The organism is Salmonella sp. 741265116_PST (assembly GCF_046567715.1).
Lineage (GTDB): Bacteria > Pseudomonadota > Gammaproteobacteria > Enterobacterales > Enterobacteriaceae > Salmonella > Salmonella enterica.
The window spans coordinates 32,001-49,538 of the sequence record NZ_JBKFPH010000014.1; the positions used below are offsets into that span (position 1 = coordinate 32,001).

Below are 17,538 nucleotides of genomic sequence, written 5' to 3' on the forward strand. Positions count from 1 at the left end.
AAGAGAGATGGCCATTCCAAAACTACAGTCTTACGCGCTGCCCACCGCACTGGATATCCCGACCAACAAAGTGAACTGGGCATTTGAGCCGGAGCGCGCGGCTCTGCTCATCCACGATATGCAGGATTACTTTGTCAGCTTTTGGGGCCGCAACTGCCCAATGATGGACCAGGTAATCGCCAATATCGCCGCTCTGCGCCAGTACTGTAAGGAACATCATATCCCGGTTTATTACACCGCTCAGCCGAAAGAGCAAAGCGATGAAGATCGCGCGTTACTCAATGATATGTGGGGACCGGGACTGACGCGCTCTCCGGAACAGCAGAAGGTGGTAGAAGCCTTAACGCCGGATGAGGCGGATACGGTGCTGGTGAAGTGGCGTTATAGCGCGTTTCACCGCTCGCCGCTGGAACAGATGTTAAAAGATACCGGACGCAATCAGCTCATCATTACCGGTGTGTATGCGCATATTGGCTGTATGACCACCGCTACCGATGCGTTTATGCGCGACATTAAGCCGTTTATGGTGGCGGATGCGCTGGCGGATTTCAGCCGGGAAGAGCATCTGATGGCGCTGAACTATGTGGCGGGGCGTTCCGGTCGCGTCGTCATGACTGAATCGCTGCTGCCGACGCCGGTTCCTGCCAGTAAAGCGGCGCTGCGGGCGTTGATTCTGCCGTTGCTGGATGAGACTGACGAGCCGCTGGATGATGAAAACCTGATTGATTATGGCCTGGATTCAGTGCGCATGATGGGGCTGGCGGCGCGCTGGCGTAAAGTACACGGCGATATCGACTTCGTGATGTTGGCGAAAAATCCGACCATTGACGCCTGGTGGGCGTTGCTTTCTCGCGGGGTAGAGTAATGCCCTGTATTGATTTTTCAGACAAAACGGTATGGGTGACCGGGGCGGGGAAAGGGATCGGTTACGCGACGGCGCTGGCGTTTGTTGACGCCGGGGCGCGGGTAATCGGCTTCGATCGCGAATTTACGCAAGAGAATTATCCCTTTGCTACCGAAGTCATGGATGTGGCGGATGCCGCACAGGTTGCTCAGGTGTGCCAGCGTGTGTTGCAAAAAACGCCGCGGCTGGATGTGCTGGTCAACGCCGCCGGTATTTTGCGTATGGGAGCGACCGATGCGCTTAGCGTCGATGACTGGCAGCAGACGTTTGCGGTCAATGTGGGCGGGGCATTTAACCTGTTTTCGCAGACGATGGCGCAGTTTCGCCGTCAGCAGGGAGGGGCGATTGTCACCGTAGCCTCAGATGCGGCGCATACGCCGCGCATTGGTATGAGCGCCTACGGCGCCTCTAAAGCGGCGCTGAAAAGCCTGGCGCTAACCGTAGGGCTGGAGCTGGCGGGCTGTGGGGTGCGCTGTAATGTGGTGTCGCCTGGTTCGACTGACACCGATATGCAGCGCACTTTATGGGTGAGTGAAGATGCCGAACAGCAGCGCATTCGCGGTTTTGGCGAACAGTTTAAGCTCGGCATACCGCTCGGTAAAATCGCCCGTCCGCAGGAGATAGCCAATACCATTTTGTTTCTTGCCTCCGATCTGGCCAGCCACATTACCTTGCAGGATATCGTGGTGGACGGTGGTTCAACATTGGGAGCCTGACGATGATCTGGAAACGGCATTTAACGCTGGATGAATTGAACGCTACCAGTCAGAACACGCTGGTGGCGCATCTGGGCATTGTTTACACCCGTCTGGGCGATGAAGTGCTGGAGGCGGAAATGCCCGTCGATGCCCGCACTCATCAACCGTTTGGTCTGCTACACGGCGGCGCATCGGCAGCGCTGGCGGAGACGTTAGGATCAATGGCGGGTTATCTGATGACCCGCGACGGGCAGTGCGTGGTCGGGACCGAGTTAAACGCCACTCACCACCGCGCCGTCTCGCAGGGGAAAGTACGCGGCGTTTGTCTGCCGCTGCATCTGGGGCGGCAGAATCAAAGCTGGGAAATTACGCTCTTTGACGAGCAGGGGAGGCGCTGCTGCACCTGTCGCCTGGGAACGGCGATAATGGGATAATCATTCAGCGCGCCTGTGATGGCGCGCTGACGTGGTGATTACCAGCTATAGCGCAGATTGAGGCTGCCATTCAGATCGCGATAGTCGTGATCGCCTTTCTGCCCCGTAGCCTGCGCGCTAATACTCCATTGACGAGAAAGAACCGCCTGGAGGCCCAATTTTAGCTCGGCTCGATTTGCCGGGAGGTCCTGTTGCACTTGCGCGCCATCAAATGATACGGACAGATCATCCGTCGTATGCAGCCAGTTTATTTCTGCAAACGGCTGGATAACGCTTTCTGGTGTTGCGATTTTACTGTCCACGCGCAGGCCCAGACGTGAGGTCCAACTGTCGCTATTTTGTCCGTCAATACGCGTACCGTTGGCCTGCACTCGATCGGCTTTATAGTTTTGCCAGACCATCTGAGCTTGCGGCGTCAGGCTGATTGTATTTCCGTTAGCAGCAGTAATGTCATAGCGATAGCCGCTTTCCAAAGAAAGCGCGTTAGCGGATGAGTCATATTGCGTTGATCCTACCGCGCCGTTATCCACCGTGTTGTCGTAAAAGCCGTACTGATACCAGCTATCTACATACCAGCCCTGGTGGTGTTCGGCATCGGCAAACCAGGTGGCGTAGAGACCGAGATTATAACCGTTGATATCTCCGGAAGCGGTAAATTGGCTACCATCCGCGCCACGATTCCCTATGCTGTCAGTGCTTCCATCGATATAACTACCCATCACGCCAAGTGTAAGATTTTGCTGACCATCACTCCATGCGGCAATATCGCCGCCGAGCTGGAACAGGACATAATCGCTGTCAATATCCACTTTACCGCTCACGGCGGAAGTATCCGTATTTCCGCCTTTAAAACGAGCCCAGATGTTGCCTTCCGCCGAACGGTATTGACTATCTTCGCGATCGTACAGCGTTTGCATCTGCAGGTTACGTGCCAACCATTGATTGCCTAAATAAGCGCCGATATCCGCGCGGTACTGCGGATTTGATGGCGTTATGTCGCCGTCGTCAGGGTTAACAGGGGTTACGTCGCCGCCATCATCAGGGTCGACAGGAGTTACATCGCCGCCATCGTCAGGGTCGACAGGGGTTACGTCGCCGCCATCGTCAGGCGTATCGCTCTGAGAACGCAAATACCAGCTTTCATTATCTTCGTACAGTCGATATTCATATAAGCTGATTTGCACCTGGTTTCCAAGCGTAAAAGCATCGTCTGATGACATTCCGCCGACATCTACCACTTCTATTCCCTGGTCGGTTAATGCCCCCTCGCCGCCAGCCTGATTGATATACAACGTTGTGCTGCCGTTGACATCACCCGAAACGATGATTTGATCGGTTGGCGAGCTATCATCACCCAAATAGGTGTTAAGCGTTATTTTGCCATCATAACCAGTATAATCACCGTTAATGATCAGGCTATTGCCCGGTGTGGTGCCGCTGCTGGTAATTGCCCCTGGATTTGTCAGGTTGCCGTTAATGGTAAAATCGCTGTTTGTCGCTGCGGTATCGCCGAAACTTAGCGTTCCATCATTGCTAATGTTGCCGTTGATTGTTCCATCTCCGCCTAGCATTGCGCCAGATGCCACGTTAACGGCCTGCAGGCTATCCGTTGCGCCAATGACTCCCGTGTTGGTCAGCCACAGCGTACCTTCCTCAATATCGGTGGCTCCACTGTAGGTATTATTGGCCGTAAGGGTGAGCGCTCCAGCGCCTTTTTTCGTCAGACTGTTACCATCCCAGTTGGTGGATATTTCCGGCGCGACGTCTACCAGTGCTGCGTCGAGAGTAAAGTTTTGATCGGCCTCGGATAGGGTGAATGTACCGTGCGCTGGTGTGATCGATGGATAACTTCCGGCGTACCAACTGAGTGCTGCTGTCAGATCATATTGAGTATTATCAGTTGCGCTAATACGTCCGCTAACGGTAATAAAATCAACGCGGTCGGCGCTCATTCCGGCTACCGTCAAAGTATCGAAATTACCGTTAATCGCGTTATCGGCGTCAATTAATGTAAAGCTATAGGGCGACTGGCCGAGATCATCTTCGATGCTATTGAAACCGGTGATATTAAGATTCCCGTCCAGATTGACGTTACCTGCGGTAATAATCGGACTGGTCGATGTGCTGTCGAGCGCAATATTCAGCGAACTGCCATCATCCTGAGTTAATGAGTCAGCTTTCAACGTTGTCCCGGCCGTTATCGAGGTAATAGCGTTATCGCGGGTGGTCACATCCGCCAACATAAATTCAGCCTGGGCATCCAGTATTAGTGTACCGGCGTTATCCACATTACCGGTTCCCAAAGCCCCGGCATTGGTGGCCATAAGCGTGCCGGCATTGATGATGGTTCCGCCGCTGTAAGTGTTATCTGCGGTAAGAATCAGCGTGCCGTCGCCCTCTTTCGTAAGCGCTCTGCCATTCCATACTGTTGCCTCATCCGGCGCAACATCCTCCAGTATACGACTAACGGTAAAACTTTGGCCTTCATCAAGGGTAAAGGTGCCGTGGGCCGGGGTAAAGCGCGATGTCGAACTCCCCGCATACCAGCTTAACCCAAAGCCCAGTTGATACTGCGTATTGTCGCTAGCGTTAACCTGCCCGGAAACCGATATATAATCAGGCATGGTGTTGGTGTTGGTAGAGATAGTGTCAAAATTACCTGTGATAGCGGTTTCTGCGTCAATGAGCGTTACCGTGGCAAGCTCAGAGAGCTGATCGTCGGAGGTGAGCGTTTTCAGATCCAGCGCATCGCCCGTATTGGTAATGTGCAAATCGCCGCCTAAAGCCACCTGATTGCCGGTAATCAGCGGGGCGTTTGCATCGCTGGCCAGACTGGCGGCACTGAGATCGATATTCAGCTTGCTGCTTGCCTGTAACGTTAATTCGTCGGCATCTAATGTGCTGTAGGTGTCAGTCGCGCTGTCTGCCGCGAGTTCGACGGTGCCTGCATTCTCCAGCGTTGTCAGGGTCGAATCGTCAGCGATCAGCCATTTACTCTGGTCAGCAAGCGAGATATTAATAACTGAATCAATACCTTGTGCATTAAATCCGTCATTGACGGAGGTCGCGCCTTCAAACAAGGAACCAGCCGCCATCGCCAGGTTGATATAGCCCCAGCCGCTGTTGACTATGTCGCCGGTAATCATCATTTTGCCGGTGCCGTTAACCGTTCCGCCTGGCAGGATATACCCCCCAGACGAGACTTTTGGCACCCAGATAGCGATGCAGTCATCTGCTGTTTTAATAGTGGTATCGCCGTTCAAATTGACGATGCCCCCTTGTTGTACCACGATGCCTGCGCCGGTGCCGTTAGCTGCGGTCATGTCGATGGTGACGTTGTTAGCGTTAATGACGCCGGCGCTGTTAAAGGCATTATCGCCTATCGCCCATAGCCCATACGGATCGTCGCCGCTCATAATGATGTCGGTATTGGAAATATTAATTATAGAGCCGCTGAACTGGGCGGATGCGCCATAACCGCTAACCGCATATATCGTATTTCGCTGTTCGTGAGAACCGTTAAAATTAATGGTCGCAGACGGACTGGAAGGCGTGTTGGCAACCATACCGTTAGTGGTGCTGCCGGAGGCATTTCGACCGTCGATGGTACTGCCTTCGCCAATATTAATGGTAGTGGCATTGGCGTTGCTGACAAGCGAAATTGCTGTCGCTTGTGAGGTGGTGACTGTCAGATTATCCGCGTTAAGCTCGCCGTATCCGCGGCCCGTCAGATTTATGGTCGATGCCGTACCGTTTGCGCTAACGGTACTATTCGATCCCAAATCGACAACGCCGCCTTCTATATGAATGCCTTCAGTGTCTTCGCCGGTAACGTCAACGGTAAGATTATCGGCCGTGACGGTCGCGGTAGCGGCTGCTTTTGACTTAGCTTTATAGTCGTTAACGCTGATGCCGTACCCTTCGGAAAAACCATGCACAGTAATGGTTGAGCCGCTGCCGAAGTCGACGCTGCCATTGACGTCAGCACCGCGCCCGGAGGCGGTTTCCGTCGAGGCCGTGATGAGGCTAATGTCCAGATTATCGGCCGTTAGCTCGCTTCCCGTTCCCGATGCCAGGCCATAAACTGTTCCGCCAGCGGAGGAGAGAGTAATGCTGCTGCCTTCACCAAGATCAATATGGCTGCCCTGGCGTGTCTGAATGCCGTACATTGATATATCTGAGGTTGCCGTAAAATCAATCACCAGGCCATTCGCCGTTAGCGTCGTGTTACTTCCGAGATTAAGCGCGCTGCCTCCGCCGGTGCCGCCGTTCAATTCAATATGGGTACTATCGCCAAGATTGAGTGTAGTACTGTCTGCCCAGGAGGTATCAATCCCAAAGGCTTTTCCAGTGGTATTGGCAGTGGCCTTAATGAGACCATTATTCATGGTGAGTGTAGTGCCGTCGCCATTAACATAAACACCCGTCGCGTTGCTTGTACCGGACTCAACGCTAATAGCGCTGCCCTGACCTAAATCCAGAATAGTATTCTTACTCTTACTGTTGATCCCATAAGCGCTATTTTCACTTACAACATCTATTAAGAGATTATCTGCATTAATGTTAGTGCCGGGATGCGTATTATTAATATAAATACCGTAACTGGAAGCCGTTGTCGCAGCGCCAGTGTCCGTAATATTAATTTGAGTTCCGTTACCTAAATTATTTTGCGCGCCGTTGTCGAGTTTTATACCGATAGAGCCGCTATCGCCGGAAACGGCAAGTGTGGCTTTTCCCTCAATTTGTACCCCTTCGCCGCCAGCGACTGTACTATCAATCGCCGTGCCGCCTGTGGTTGAAGTAACGGAGTCACCGTTATTGATTATTATTGTTGCGCCGCTAAGCGGTATCAACTCATCGGCATAAGCTCCATCAGCAGATAACCCAACGCTGGATAACAAGATCCCGGTAGCGATGGTACATGCCCGGCGATGTCCTTGCGAGAACTCGGACGCGACTATATACATATTCCTCGCAGTGCTCCAGACAATGCTATAGCATCTATTCATATTTTATATCCTTATATCAATGGATCTGTAGGGCTGCAGCGGAGCCTTAATTATTTAACGGTAATGTAATTTGAAAACAGTGGGTAACTTAGAGCCTATCCCATTAGGGCTATTTTACTTGCCATTTTGGATCTGGGCAGTGCTCAAAATCCTCACGTACTACGTGTACGCTCCGGTTTTTGCGCGCTGTCCGTGTCCAAACTGGCTGCGCCAATAACGCCTGGTGGGATAGGCTCTTAAAGGTTAAGTATTCAAAATGATAAACTTATGGATTGCTGATAAATATTCGTGATGTGTATATTTAATAAATTAATATTATACTCGATATTTTTTTCATTATTATGTTCCACATAAGATGTTATGGCATTAGTTTTATTGGAAAGCATGAAAAGTATAAAAATAAAGAAAAGTCTTAACTCTTTTTTTGCTCAGTAATAGCGCAGTGCAGTTGCCTGCTGAGTGAGGACTGTTCTCTTTAAATAATGATTCAGTGAATAATATAAATTTAAATAATAAAAATCTGTAAAACCACGACTGACCCGCAGTTAGTTTGTGACAGTTTCAGTCAAGACGGTAGCAAAGGTGATCTACTTAACACTGTAATGTAAAAAATGGGTAACGAACTGGTTTTATCATGTTGTTGTGTTGTTAATTGCGGTAAAGGTGTTATAGAAACAAAATGTAACATCTCTCTGGAACACCCAAACGGACAACAACTATGAATAAATCAGGGAAATATCTCGTCTGGACAGCGCTCTCAGTATTGGGTGCGTTTGCCCTGGGCTATATTGCGTTAAATCGTGGGGAACAGATCAACGCGCTATGGATCGTAGTGGCGTCGGTCTGTGTCTATCTTATTGCGTATCGTTTTTATGGGCTCTATATCGCCAAAAAAGTGCTGGCGGTTGACCCAACGCGTATGACGCCCGCGGTACGTCATAATGATGGTCTGGATTATGTCCCGACCGATAAGAAAGTGCTTTTTGGTCACCATTTTGCGGCCATTGCTGGCGCAGGTCCGCTGGTTGGGCCGGTACTGGCGGCGCAGATGGGCTATCTGCCGGGGATGATCTGGCTGCTGGCGGGCGTCGTGCTGGCGGGAGCGGTGCAGGACTTTATGGTGCTGTTCGTCTCGACCCGGCGCGATGGGCGTTCGCTTGGCGAGCTGGTTAAAGAGGAGATGGGCGCGACGGCAGGGGTGATCGCCCTGGTGGCCTGTTTTATGATCATGGTTATCATTCTGGCTGTCCTGGCGATGATCGTGGTGAAAGCGCTGACCCATAGCCCGTGGGGAACGTACACTGTCGCGTTCACCATTCCACTGGCGATTTTTATGGGCATCTACCTGCGTTATCTGCGTCCGGGGCGCATCGGCGAGGTGTCGGTCATTGGGCTGGTATTTCTTATTTTCGCTATTATTTCCGGCGGATGGGTGGCGGCAAGCCCAACCTGGGCACCGTACTTTGATTTTACTGGCGTGCAGCTTACCTGGATGCTGGTGGGTTATGGTTTTGTCGCGGCGGTACTGCCGGTCTGGCTGCTGCTCGCGCCGCGTGATTATCTCTCTACCTTCCTGAAAATTGGTACGATTGTCGGTCTGGCGGTCGGGATTCTGATCATGCGTCCGACGCTGACTATGCCGGCGCTGACCAAATTTGTTGATGGTACAGGACCGGTCTGGACGGGCGACCTGTTCCCGTTTCTGTTTATTACCATCGCCTGCGGCGCGGTCTCCGGTTTCCATGCGCTCATCTCCTCCGGCACGACGCCGAAGATGTTGGCCAACGAAGGCCAGGCCTGCTTTATCGGCTACGGCGGGATGTTAATGGAATCTTTCGTCGCCATTATGGCGCTGGTCTCGGCCTGTATTATCGATCCGGGCGTTTACTTTGCGATGAATAGCCCGATGGCGGTACTGGCGCCAGCGGGGACAGCGGATGTCGTGGCTTCTGCCGCGCAGGTGGTCAGTAGTTGGGGTTTCGCTATCACGCCGGATACGTTACACCAGATTGCCAATGAAGTCGGCGAACAATCCATTATCTCCCGCGCAGGCGGAGCGCCAACGCTGGCGGTAGGGATGGCCTACATTTTACATGGCGCGTTGGGCGGCATGATGGATGTAGCCTTCTGGTATCACTTCGCCATTCTGTTTGAAGCGCTGTTTATTCTGACGGCGGTGGATGCGGGTACCCGTGCGGCGCGCTTTATGTTGCAGGATTTGTTGGGCGTAGTGTCGCCAGGGCTGAAACGTACCGATTCGCTGCCAGCGAACCTGCTTGCTACGGCATTGTGCGTGCTGGCGTGGGGGTATTTCCTCCATCAGGGCGTGGTCGATCCGTTGGGCGGTATTAACACCCTGTGGCCGCTGTTTGGCATCGCTAACCAGATGCTGGCGGGGATGGCGCTGATGCTTTGCGCCGTGGTACTGTTCAAAATGAAGCGTCAGCGTTATGCGTGGGTCGCGCTGGTGCCAACGGCCTGGCTGCTGATTTGTACGCTGACGGCGGGCTGGCAGAAAGCGTTTAGTCCGGATGCGAAAATCGGCTTCCTGGCCATTGCCAATAAGTTCCAGGCGATGATCGACAGCGGCAATATTCCGCCGCAGTACACCGAATCGCAGCTCGCGCAGTTGGTATTCAATAACCGTCTGGATGCCGGGCTAACCATCTTCTTTATGGTGGTGGTCGTGGTGCTGGCGGTCTTCTCTATTAAGACGGCGCTGGCCGCTCTGAAGATTGATAAACCGACGGCGAATGAAACGCCGTATGAGCCGATGCCGGAAAATGTGGATGAGATCGTGACGCAGGCGAAAGGCGCGCACTAATCTTTTTACATCAATAGCCCTCTCCAGAATAAGGAGAGGGCATTTGAATGACAGGTGACAACGATGTTCGATACGCTTTCAAAAGCCGGAAAATATCTGGGACAGGCCGCAAAAATGATGATTGGCGTGCCAGACTACGACAACTATGTGGAACATATGCGCATAACGCATCCGGATCAGACGCCGATGACCTATGAAGAATTTTTCCGCGAGCGGCAGGATGCGCGCTATGGTGGAAAAGGCGGCGCGCGTTGCTGCTGATGGTTGCCAGGCGCTGATAAGCGCAACGTTACCAGGCTATATTCTGAAAAATTCAACTTTTTCAAACGCCGCACGCAGAGTGTCTGGCGTTAACGTCACGGGTAAATAGTGGATGGATTCGACCGGGCGCAGAGTATGCGCGATTACCCTATCGATCTCTGCGGTGTTATGAATATCCACGTCCAGTTCGCTAAGCCGGGTCGGCAGATGAAATCGCCGGTACGCTGCAATCAATTGCGCCAGCACGTCATCTTGCCCCAGTAGCGCGCTTTGCACCAGAATGCCATAAGCCACTTTCGTTCCGTGCAGGAACTTTTCCGTTTGCGGCAGGACGGTCAGACCGTTGTGTACCGCATGGGCGGCGGCGACACGGGTATAGCGTTCCCCGAGGCCGCCGACCATACCGCCGCCAGCGATAATCGCATCCACCACGTCGCAAAATGCCTGGGTCAGCCGACGCTGCTGTTTATCCGCTAATGCTTGTTCGCTGCTGGCCAGCAGGAGATCGCGAATAGCGCATGCGCTGTTAATGCCCAGTCTTACGGTCAATGGCAACGTTTCAGGCTGCGGCGCAAGCACAACGGCTTCATACCATTTCGCCAGCGTATCGCCAATGCCAGCTAACAGATAGTCATCGGGCGCCTGCAGAATAATGCGCGGTTCGACCAGCACCAGAAAATTCGCATCATCAAAAATTTCGAACTGTAACGCCTGTCCCGCGTCGTTATACCAGACGGAAAGCGGTGTCCAGGCGGCGCAGGTTGCCGCGATGGTCGGGATAGCGACAAACGGCAGCGCCAGACGGCGGGCGAGCGCTTTGGCGGTATCGAGCAGCGCGCCGCCGCCGACGCCTATCACCACCTGACGATCGTTGTTGCAGGCGTGCGCCAGTTGGGCAACATGGCGTTCGCTACAATGGCCGGTAAACTGCAGATGTTTTGCGCCAGCACGTTCAAACGCTTCCGGCAGGTAAGGACGGGCGGCGGCAATCGCGCGTTCGCCGTACACCCAAACGGCGTGGGAAAGCTGTTCCGGCGTGAAAAAGTCTGTCAGTCTTCCGAGGCTTCCGGCATGGGAAAAATAATTCGCCGGGCCGGTAACGACGCGGATTTCAGTGTGGTTCATGTTGTGTTGTCCTTAGGGTCTTCTCACCGTTGTTATTATATTTAGACATCTAAACGTCTTGATTGCCAAATACTAACACCCTGTGATAGTGTGTCAACAACCACATCACTGGCGGGTATGAAGATAATGAGAAATAACCCACTGATTCCAAAAAGTAAATTACCCAATCTTGGCACCACGATTTTTACGCAAATGAGCGCGCTGGCGCAGAAACATCAGGCAATAAATTTATCGCAAGGCTTCCCTGATTTTGATGGTCCTTCTTATTTGCACGAGCGGTTGGCTTATCATGCCGCGCAGGGCGCGAATCAATATGCGCCGATGACGGGCGCGCAGGCGCTGAGGGAGGCCATAGCCGATAAAACGGCGGAAATATATGGTTATCGACCCGATGACGTCAGTGATATCACCGTCACGGCGGGCGCGACAGAAGCGCTGTATGCGGCGATTACCGCGCTGGTGCGGGCAGGGGATGAGGTTATCTGTTTCGATCCCAGTTATGACAGCTATGCCCCGGCCGTGGCGCTTTCCGGCGGCGTGTTAAAACGCATAGCGCTTACGCCGCCGCATTTTCGCGTCGACTGGCAGGCGTTTTCGGCGTTGCTTAGCGAGCGCACGCGGCTGGTGATCCTCAATACGCCGCATAATCCCACCGCTACCGTCTGGCGTCAGGAGGATATCGAGGCGCTGTGGCAGGCTATCGGCGAGCGGGAAATTTATGTATTAAGCGATGAAGTGTACGAACATATTTGTTTTGCCGTCGAAGGCCATGCCAGCGTATTGGCGCACCCTCAGTTACGAGAGCGGGCGGTTGCCGTTTCATCGTTTGGTAAAACCTTTCATATGACAGGATGGAAGATTGGTTACTGCGTTGCGCCTGCGGCCATTAGCGCCGAAATACGCAAAGTTCATCAGTACCTGACGTTTTGCGTCAATACGCCGGCGCAACTGGCGTTGGCGGATATGCTGCGCGCCGCGCCGGAACACTATCGCGCGTTACCCGATTTTTACCGGAAAAAACGCGATGTGCTGGTTAACGCGCTGGCGCAAAGCCGATTAAAAGTGCTGCCCTGTGAAGGTACCTATTTTCTGTTAATCGATTACAGCGCAGTGTCGACGCTAAATGACGTTGAGTTTTGTCAGTGGCTAACCGAAGAAGTCGGTGTCGCCGCTATTCCGCTCTCTGTCTTTTGCGCCGCCCCTTTCCCGCATCAGCTTATACGTTTATGTTTCGCTAAACAGGAATCAACGCTGCTGGCCGCCGCAGATCGCCTGTGTAAACTGTAGTTATTTAACCGTCCACGCTCTGGAGAATCGACGGTCTGCAAAAAGCTCCTGCAGTCCGTTGATCTGTTTCAGGCGCAGGACTTCATCGGCGTCCATACCTAACTCCTGGCCGATTTTGCTCTCGTCCCAGCCTAGCAGAGAAAGTTCGCGCACGATTTCTGACATGGCGTGGATCTGGTGGCGCCCGCGCGCGCGGTTATGCCGAATGGTTGCCGCCATGCGTTCGTGACGTTCTCTGTCCAGACACGTTATCGGCAGGTAGCCTTTCAGACGCCTTTTCAGGACCATTTTTCCTTTGCCCAGCTCATGACGGTGAAAACCGTCCACAATCTCGTACTCCTCCGCATCGGCCTTTACCACCACTATCGGCTGAGTAAACCCATCTTGTTCAATCGATTTCAGCAGCAGTTTTTTCTCCGGCGGCGCAACGTTATTCGGGTTGTAGTCATTAGGCGAAATATGATCGTTTTTCACCCACAGGACACAATCGACAGGCTCATCGCGAAAAGGACTAACGCTATGTATCGCCATTCTAAATTCATTAATGGCGGCGATTCTCTCTTCTTCAGGCAGTTCAGAGAGAAAGTGAGTTATTTCGGTTGTGAGTCGGTGTTGCATAAGATCCCCCATTCCTGGCGTTTAGTTTTCATACGTTCGTTATAACGCTGGTAATTCTTAGGTTTTGTCGGACTGAATGACAGCGCCCGGCACCAGTAATCATTGTTCAGTAATACTTTGCAGATCCGCCGCCACGACGGAATATCCCGCGATCCGATATCGCCCTGCTGCGTCTGTGGGATGGTGTTCATGCCTTTTTTCTTATACCACTGCAAATAAACGGCGATTTTATTACGGTAATGTTCGGCAGTGACTTCAGGCATACTGTGTAGCAGGAGCAGCGCATACTCCTCCCAGTTAAGGTGATCGGGTTTTAAAATTTTCCGGTGGCCGTAAAAATGGCTGTCCTGCCCGGCGTATATTCCTCCGCTGAGTACGCCGCTGACTCTGGCGCACATGGCCGCCCAGCGCTCAGGTTCGATAACATGATACAGCCATAACCCCTGCCGTTGTTCCGGGCCGAACGGTTCACAAATACGCATGTAACGGGCCGGTACGCCAGCCTGATACATCAAATTATACAAAGGGTTACAGGGTTTACCTGTTTTGGCGAACCAGGTCCAGATATCTGCGGTTTTCCAGTCATAGATGGGGTAGATATACCAGGTGTGCCCCCTGGGGGCTAACGTGGTCCAGGGCTTATCGTCGGCAAAGCGCAGCTTATGCGAGTTAGCAATAGCGACAAACCGGTTATAGGATTCGTCGGAACGAATACCGACCAGCATAGCGGCAGGACGCTTTTCTGAAAACCAGTCGGCAAAATCGCGAACGAACTGTTCAAAGGTCATGCCGTGTTGATAAAAGGAAAAAAAGGCCGGATCGGTAATCGCATCTTCTGGCGGTTGTCGTACCCAGTCGGCACCCGGCTGCCAACACTGCCACTCCGGCTGGTATTGTGAAAGGGAATTTTGTGTGGTTAAGGGTAATGCGACCCAATAAAAACGCTCAATAACGTCCGCGTAGTATTCACGTAATGATTCAATATAGGCGATGGTACAGGAGAATTGCGCTTCCCAGTCAATGAAGAGAACGTGGATCTTTTTATTCATTTTGCGCGCCAACGTTGCCGTCAGGTGCAGCATAAGTCCTGAATCTTTACCACCAGAAAATGAGACGCAGACCCGGGGTAAGGTTTCCAGGGTCCACATTATACGCTCTTGAGCCGCTTCCAGAACATTTTGCTCAAGCGGAACTTTATAAACCGACATCTCTGGATAGTCTCCGATGTGTTAACTACAGTATATTCGAAATAATTAACATAAAGGATAAGCTGATTAGATGAACTTGCAATGCTTTATTATATTTATTAAATAAATGCATTATATAAATATATACATTGAATTTATATTAATATTCGTTATCTGACCTTCTTATTAATGCTTTTTTGTTATTTGCTCAATGAGCTCAGTAAATCCGCTATTATTCAGCGAAGCTCTATTATACATAAGATAGAGTTGTATGGGAGCAATGGTAAAAGGTATGGTGATTTTTTTAAGTTTGATAGTGGATGAGTAATAGTCAACAAGTGATTGTGGTAAAAAACCAATAAGCTCCGTGGCGCTGATGGCGTTGGCGATGGTTATCAGCGATTTGCTTCTGAAACCAATTATTCTTTCCCCCAGCATATTATGGATAAGTGAATGATGCTCTTTTATATCGTTTTCCCGGGCGACGAATTGCGTAAATGACTCTTGTAGAATTTCGTCGATAGTTGCGGTTTCACCTAGCCGGGGATGGTTTTCACTGCAAGCCAGGATACATTCCACCTTATTAAAGTGAGTACAAACAATAGAACGATTATTGAGTGGGGCCATTGAAACCACAATATCTGCTTTGCGGTAGGCAAGAAGATCTTCAGGCTGTTCGTCAGTGGTCAAAATGTCGTGATGTTCAATTTCAACCTGTGAATCTTTGCGGATATATTCAACTAATTTCATCACATATTGGGTGATCAATAGTTGTGGGCTGTAAATAATAAACTTTTTCTTCAGGCTGGACTGATTCATTATATTAATGGTTTGTTCCAGGCTGTTAAGGTTATTTTCTAAATGATAATGTAAATTAATGCCTGTTACGGTAGGCGTAATTCCTTTGCCTGAACGAATAAATAAAGGGTCATTGAATTGCGTGCGCAGGCGTTGCAATGACTGGCTTACGGCAGAAGGTGTAATATAGAGAGTTTCTGCCGCTTTGCTAATGCTTAAATGTTGATAAATACATTCAAATATAACCAACAAGTTAAGATCAAATTTTTTAAGGTCGTAAAGGTTAGCCATAGTATCTTCCTGGCATAATCATGGTATCTTCCATGATTATGACTTAATCTCAATAATTTACCAGAATTATGTTTATTAAACTTAATGTAGAGTTTATTTAAACTAAAATACCACAGTTATGAATATTTTAGCGAGTAAATAATTACAGTAAAGGCTGTCATAACTGACACTTATATAATCACGCCGTTAGTCTAAAAGGCTGTGCCGGATGACATGCTGGTCTGGCGTCGCGTTAATGCCAGGAGGAGGTTGGCCCGACAAACACAGCGCTATCGGGCGTGGTACGGTTAAGCTCCTGCCTTGCTAATTTCTGCGTTAAGGCTGCCCCATCATGGCGTCCAGTTGCGCTTTTTCCGGTAAACCCACAACCTGTTGCAACGTCTTATCTTTATTCATGTAATAAATTGCTGGCGTCGCGTTAGCACCAAGATCGTCCATTAACTGCTCATTCTGATTAATGACTTTCATCTGCGCCGGGGGGATGGACGCCGGAACCTCCAGCTTCATCTTTCCTGCGGAGGCTTCATAGTCATGCCAGGTTTTCGCCGGGTCTTTCGCGGCTAAAATCGCTGCGGCTGTGGCCGGGCTTTCCGGTTTAATCACGCCCACCAGTAACGTACGTAATTGTACCTTGCCGGATTCGACCCACGGGCGAGCTTGCTGCCAAAACTGCTTACAATAGGGGCAGAAAGGGTCGGCGAAGACATACAGCACCACCGGCGCGTCTTTTTTACCGTCGAGTATCCATGACGCTTTTTCCATTTTCTGCCACATTTCACGTCCGGCGGGCGCATAGATCTCTTTTTCTATCAGGGCGTTGCTAAGATTTTCACCTTTTTCATTATACATATAGCCGGAAATCGCGTGTTTACCGTCCGGTGTCAGGTAAATCGTGACGCCCATATCCTGATACTTTCCGAGATAGCCCTTCATGCCCCCCGGCGCCTCGAAGGATTTCAGGATGGTTATGCCCTGTTTTTCAATGGCTTTAACCGGCGCAGGCAGTTCTTCCGCGTGGGCGAGAATGGGCAGCATAGCAAGCAGCAATGTACGTTTAATCATATTTTTTCCTTTTAAGATCAAAGCGAAAAGAGTATTAATGATGATGCCTATCACAGACATAGGTAAGAGCTGGCGTGCCAGGATTGCCCTTTCTATGCTGGGGTGATGTAATCCTTTTCGCTGTTACAGCCTTTGTTAAGGTAATGTAGAGCGCAACACTTAGCCAGCATATACGCTATGGATTTCGAGTTGCAGACAATACGTCTGTAATTTGCAAGACGAGTCGTACTGGCTCTGAAGTTACCTGCGGGTAGTTCAGGTAATGGGGCCGCCTGTCAGGCGGCCTTTTTACTTTAGATGGCTGACAGGGCGCAGTGTTCACAATGTCGCCCGAATCGGGTTGTTAGTTAACGCTTATTGATTTGATAATGGAAACGCATTAGCCGAATCAGCAAAATTTCGTTAACTTACTCCTCAACGAAAACACGGAGGAAGTATAGATGTCCTTAATTAACACCAAAATCAAACCTTTCAAAAACCAGGCGTTCAAAAACGGTGAGTTCATTGAAGTCACCGAGAAAGATACCGAAGGCCGCTGGAGCGTCTTCTTCTTCTACCCGGCCGATTTTACCTTTGTTTGCCCGACTGAACTGGGTGACGTTGCCGACCATTACGAAGAACTGCAGAAGCTGGGCGTAGACGTTTATTCCGTCTCAACCGATACTCACTTCACGCACAAAGCATGGCACAGCAGCTCTGAAACTATCGCAAAAATCAAATATGCGATGATCGGCGACCCGACTGGCGCCCTGACCCGTAACTTCGACAACATGCGTGAAGATGAAGGTCTGGCAGACCGTGCGACCTTTGTTGTTGACCCGCAGGGTATCATCCAGGCGATCGAAGTTACCGCTGAAGGTATCGGCCGTGACGCGTCTGACCTGCTGCGTAAAATTAAAGCAGCACAGTACGTTGCCGCTCACCCAGGCGAAGTATGCCCGGCGAAATGGAAAGAAGGTGAAGCGACTCTGGCTCCATCCTTAGACCTGGTTGGTAAAATCTAAATTTCCGTCGTCTTTCACGTCATAGCTGCGTTGGCG

The 17,538-nt window shown here is 51.1% G+C and carries 13 protein-coding genes; 7 read left to right on the forward strand and 6 right to left on the reverse strand.

The annotated features are described in order from the left end of the window. Positions 1 to 7 precede the first annotated feature (7 nt). From ACLD11_RS11795 to entH, 3 genes are read left to right on the forward strand one after another with little or no spacing between them, the layout of a single operon-like run. Positions 8 to 865, forward strand: coding sequence for an isochorismatase (locus ACLD11_RS11795; RefSeq protein ID WP_001007166.1), 858 nt, complete (start codon positions 8 to 10; stop codon positions 863 to 865). Further along, entirely contained in the window at positions 865 to 1,620 is a 756-nt protein-coding gene (gene entA / locus ACLD11_RS11800; RefSeq protein WP_020839499.1) for a 2,3-dihydro-2,3-dihydroxybenzoate dehydrogenase EntA, read from the forward strand. Before ACLD11_RS11795 ends, entA begins: the two co-directional genes overlap by 1 nt. A 2-nt stretch (positions 1,621 to 1,622) precedes the next feature. Next, positions 1,623 to 2,036, forward strand: a complete 414-nt coding sequence (gene entH / locus ACLD11_RS11805) for a proofreading thioesterase EntH (RefSeq protein WP_411012281.1) — start codon at positions 1,623 to 1,625, stop codon at positions 2,034 to 2,036. A 38-nt stretch (positions 2,037 to 2,074) separates the two neighbouring features. On the opposite strand, the gene ACLD11_RS11810 is transcribed toward entH, so the two are convergent. Then, positions 2,075 to 7,045 carry an autotransporter outer membrane beta-barrel domain-containing protein gene (locus tag ACLD11_RS11810; protein ID WP_411014944.1) on the reverse strand — a complete coding sequence of 1,657 codons (4,971 nt, stop codon included), beginning with the start codon at positions 7,043 to 7,045 and terminating at the stop codon, positions 2,075 to 2,077. A gap of 718 nt (positions 7,046 to 7,763) precedes the next feature. Between ACLD11_RS11810 and cstA the strand changes: the two genes are divergently transcribed. Next, entirely contained in the window at positions 7,764 to 9,869 is a 2,106-nt protein-coding gene (gene cstA / locus ACLD11_RS11815) for a pyruvate/proton symporter CstA (protein ID WP_001043108.1), read from the forward strand. A gap of 63 nt (positions 9,870 to 9,932) precedes the next feature. Then, positions 9,933 to 10,130, forward strand: a complete 198-nt coding sequence (locus tag ACLD11_RS11820; RefSeq protein WP_000460619.1) for a YbdD/YjiX family protein — start codon at positions 9,933 to 9,935, stop codon at positions 10,128 to 10,130. Positions 10,131 to 10,166: 36 nt separating this feature from the next. On the opposite strand, the gene ACLD11_RS11825 is transcribed toward ACLD11_RS11820, so the two are convergent. Beyond that, positions 10,167 to 11,255, reverse strand: a complete 1,089-nt coding sequence (locus tag ACLD11_RS11825) for an oxidoreductase (RefSeq protein WP_411014945.1) — start codon at positions 11,253 to 11,255, stop codon at positions 10,167 to 10,169. A gap of 126 nt (positions 11,256 to 11,381) precedes the next feature. On the opposite strand from ACLD11_RS11825, the gene ACLD11_RS11830 reads away from it, so the two are divergent. Next, positions 11,382 to 12,542, forward strand: coding sequence for a pyridoxal phosphate-dependent aminotransferase (locus ACLD11_RS11830; protein ID WP_183060478.1), 1,161 nt, complete (start codon positions 11,382 to 11,384; stop codon positions 12,540 to 12,542). Here the strand turns inward: ACLD11_RS11830 and ACLD11_RS11835 are convergent, their stop codons facing one another. The 4 genes from ACLD11_RS11835 to dsbG form a co-directional block, all read right to left on the reverse strand. After that, positions 12,543 to 13,160 (reverse strand): IbrB-like domain-containing protein, encoded by a 618-nt coding sequence (locus ACLD11_RS11835; RefSeq protein WP_076726234.1) that lies wholly within the window; start codon positions 13,158 to 13,160, stop codon positions 12,543 to 12,545. Continuing rightward, positions 13,133 to 14,368, reverse strand: a complete 1,236-nt coding sequence (locus tag ACLD11_RS11840) for a phosphoadenosine phosphosulfate reductase (RefSeq protein WP_076726236.1) — start codon at positions 14,366 to 14,368, stop codon at positions 13,133 to 13,135. The genes ACLD11_RS11835 and ACLD11_RS11840 overlap by 28 nt, the downstream gene beginning before the upstream one ends. Positions 14,369 to 14,533: 165 nt before the next feature. Continuing rightward, positions 14,534 to 15,436: a DNA-binding transcriptional repressor CitR gene (gene citR, locus ACLD11_RS11845; protein WP_076726238.1), complete on the reverse strand. Its 903-nt coding sequence runs from the start codon at positions 15,434 to 15,436 to the stop codon at positions 14,534 to 14,536. Between the two features lie 315 nt (positions 15,437 to 15,751). Continuing rightward, a complete protein-coding gene (gene dsbG / locus ACLD11_RS11850; RefSeq protein ID WP_079944458.1) occupies positions 15,752 to 16,498 on the reverse strand; it encodes a thiol:disulfide interchange protein DsbG in 747 nt (248 codons plus the stop codon). Positions 16,499 to 16,938: 440 nt separating this feature from the next. Here dsbG and ahpC point away from each other — a divergent pair, with 440 nt between their 5' ends. Then, positions 16,939 to 17,502 (forward strand): alkyl hydroperoxide reductase subunit C, encoded by a 564-nt coding sequence (gene ahpC / locus ACLD11_RS11855; RefSeq protein WP_000052802.1) that lies wholly within the window; start codon positions 16,939 to 16,941, stop codon positions 17,500 to 17,502. Positions 17,503 to 17,538: the final 36 nt, after the last annotated feature.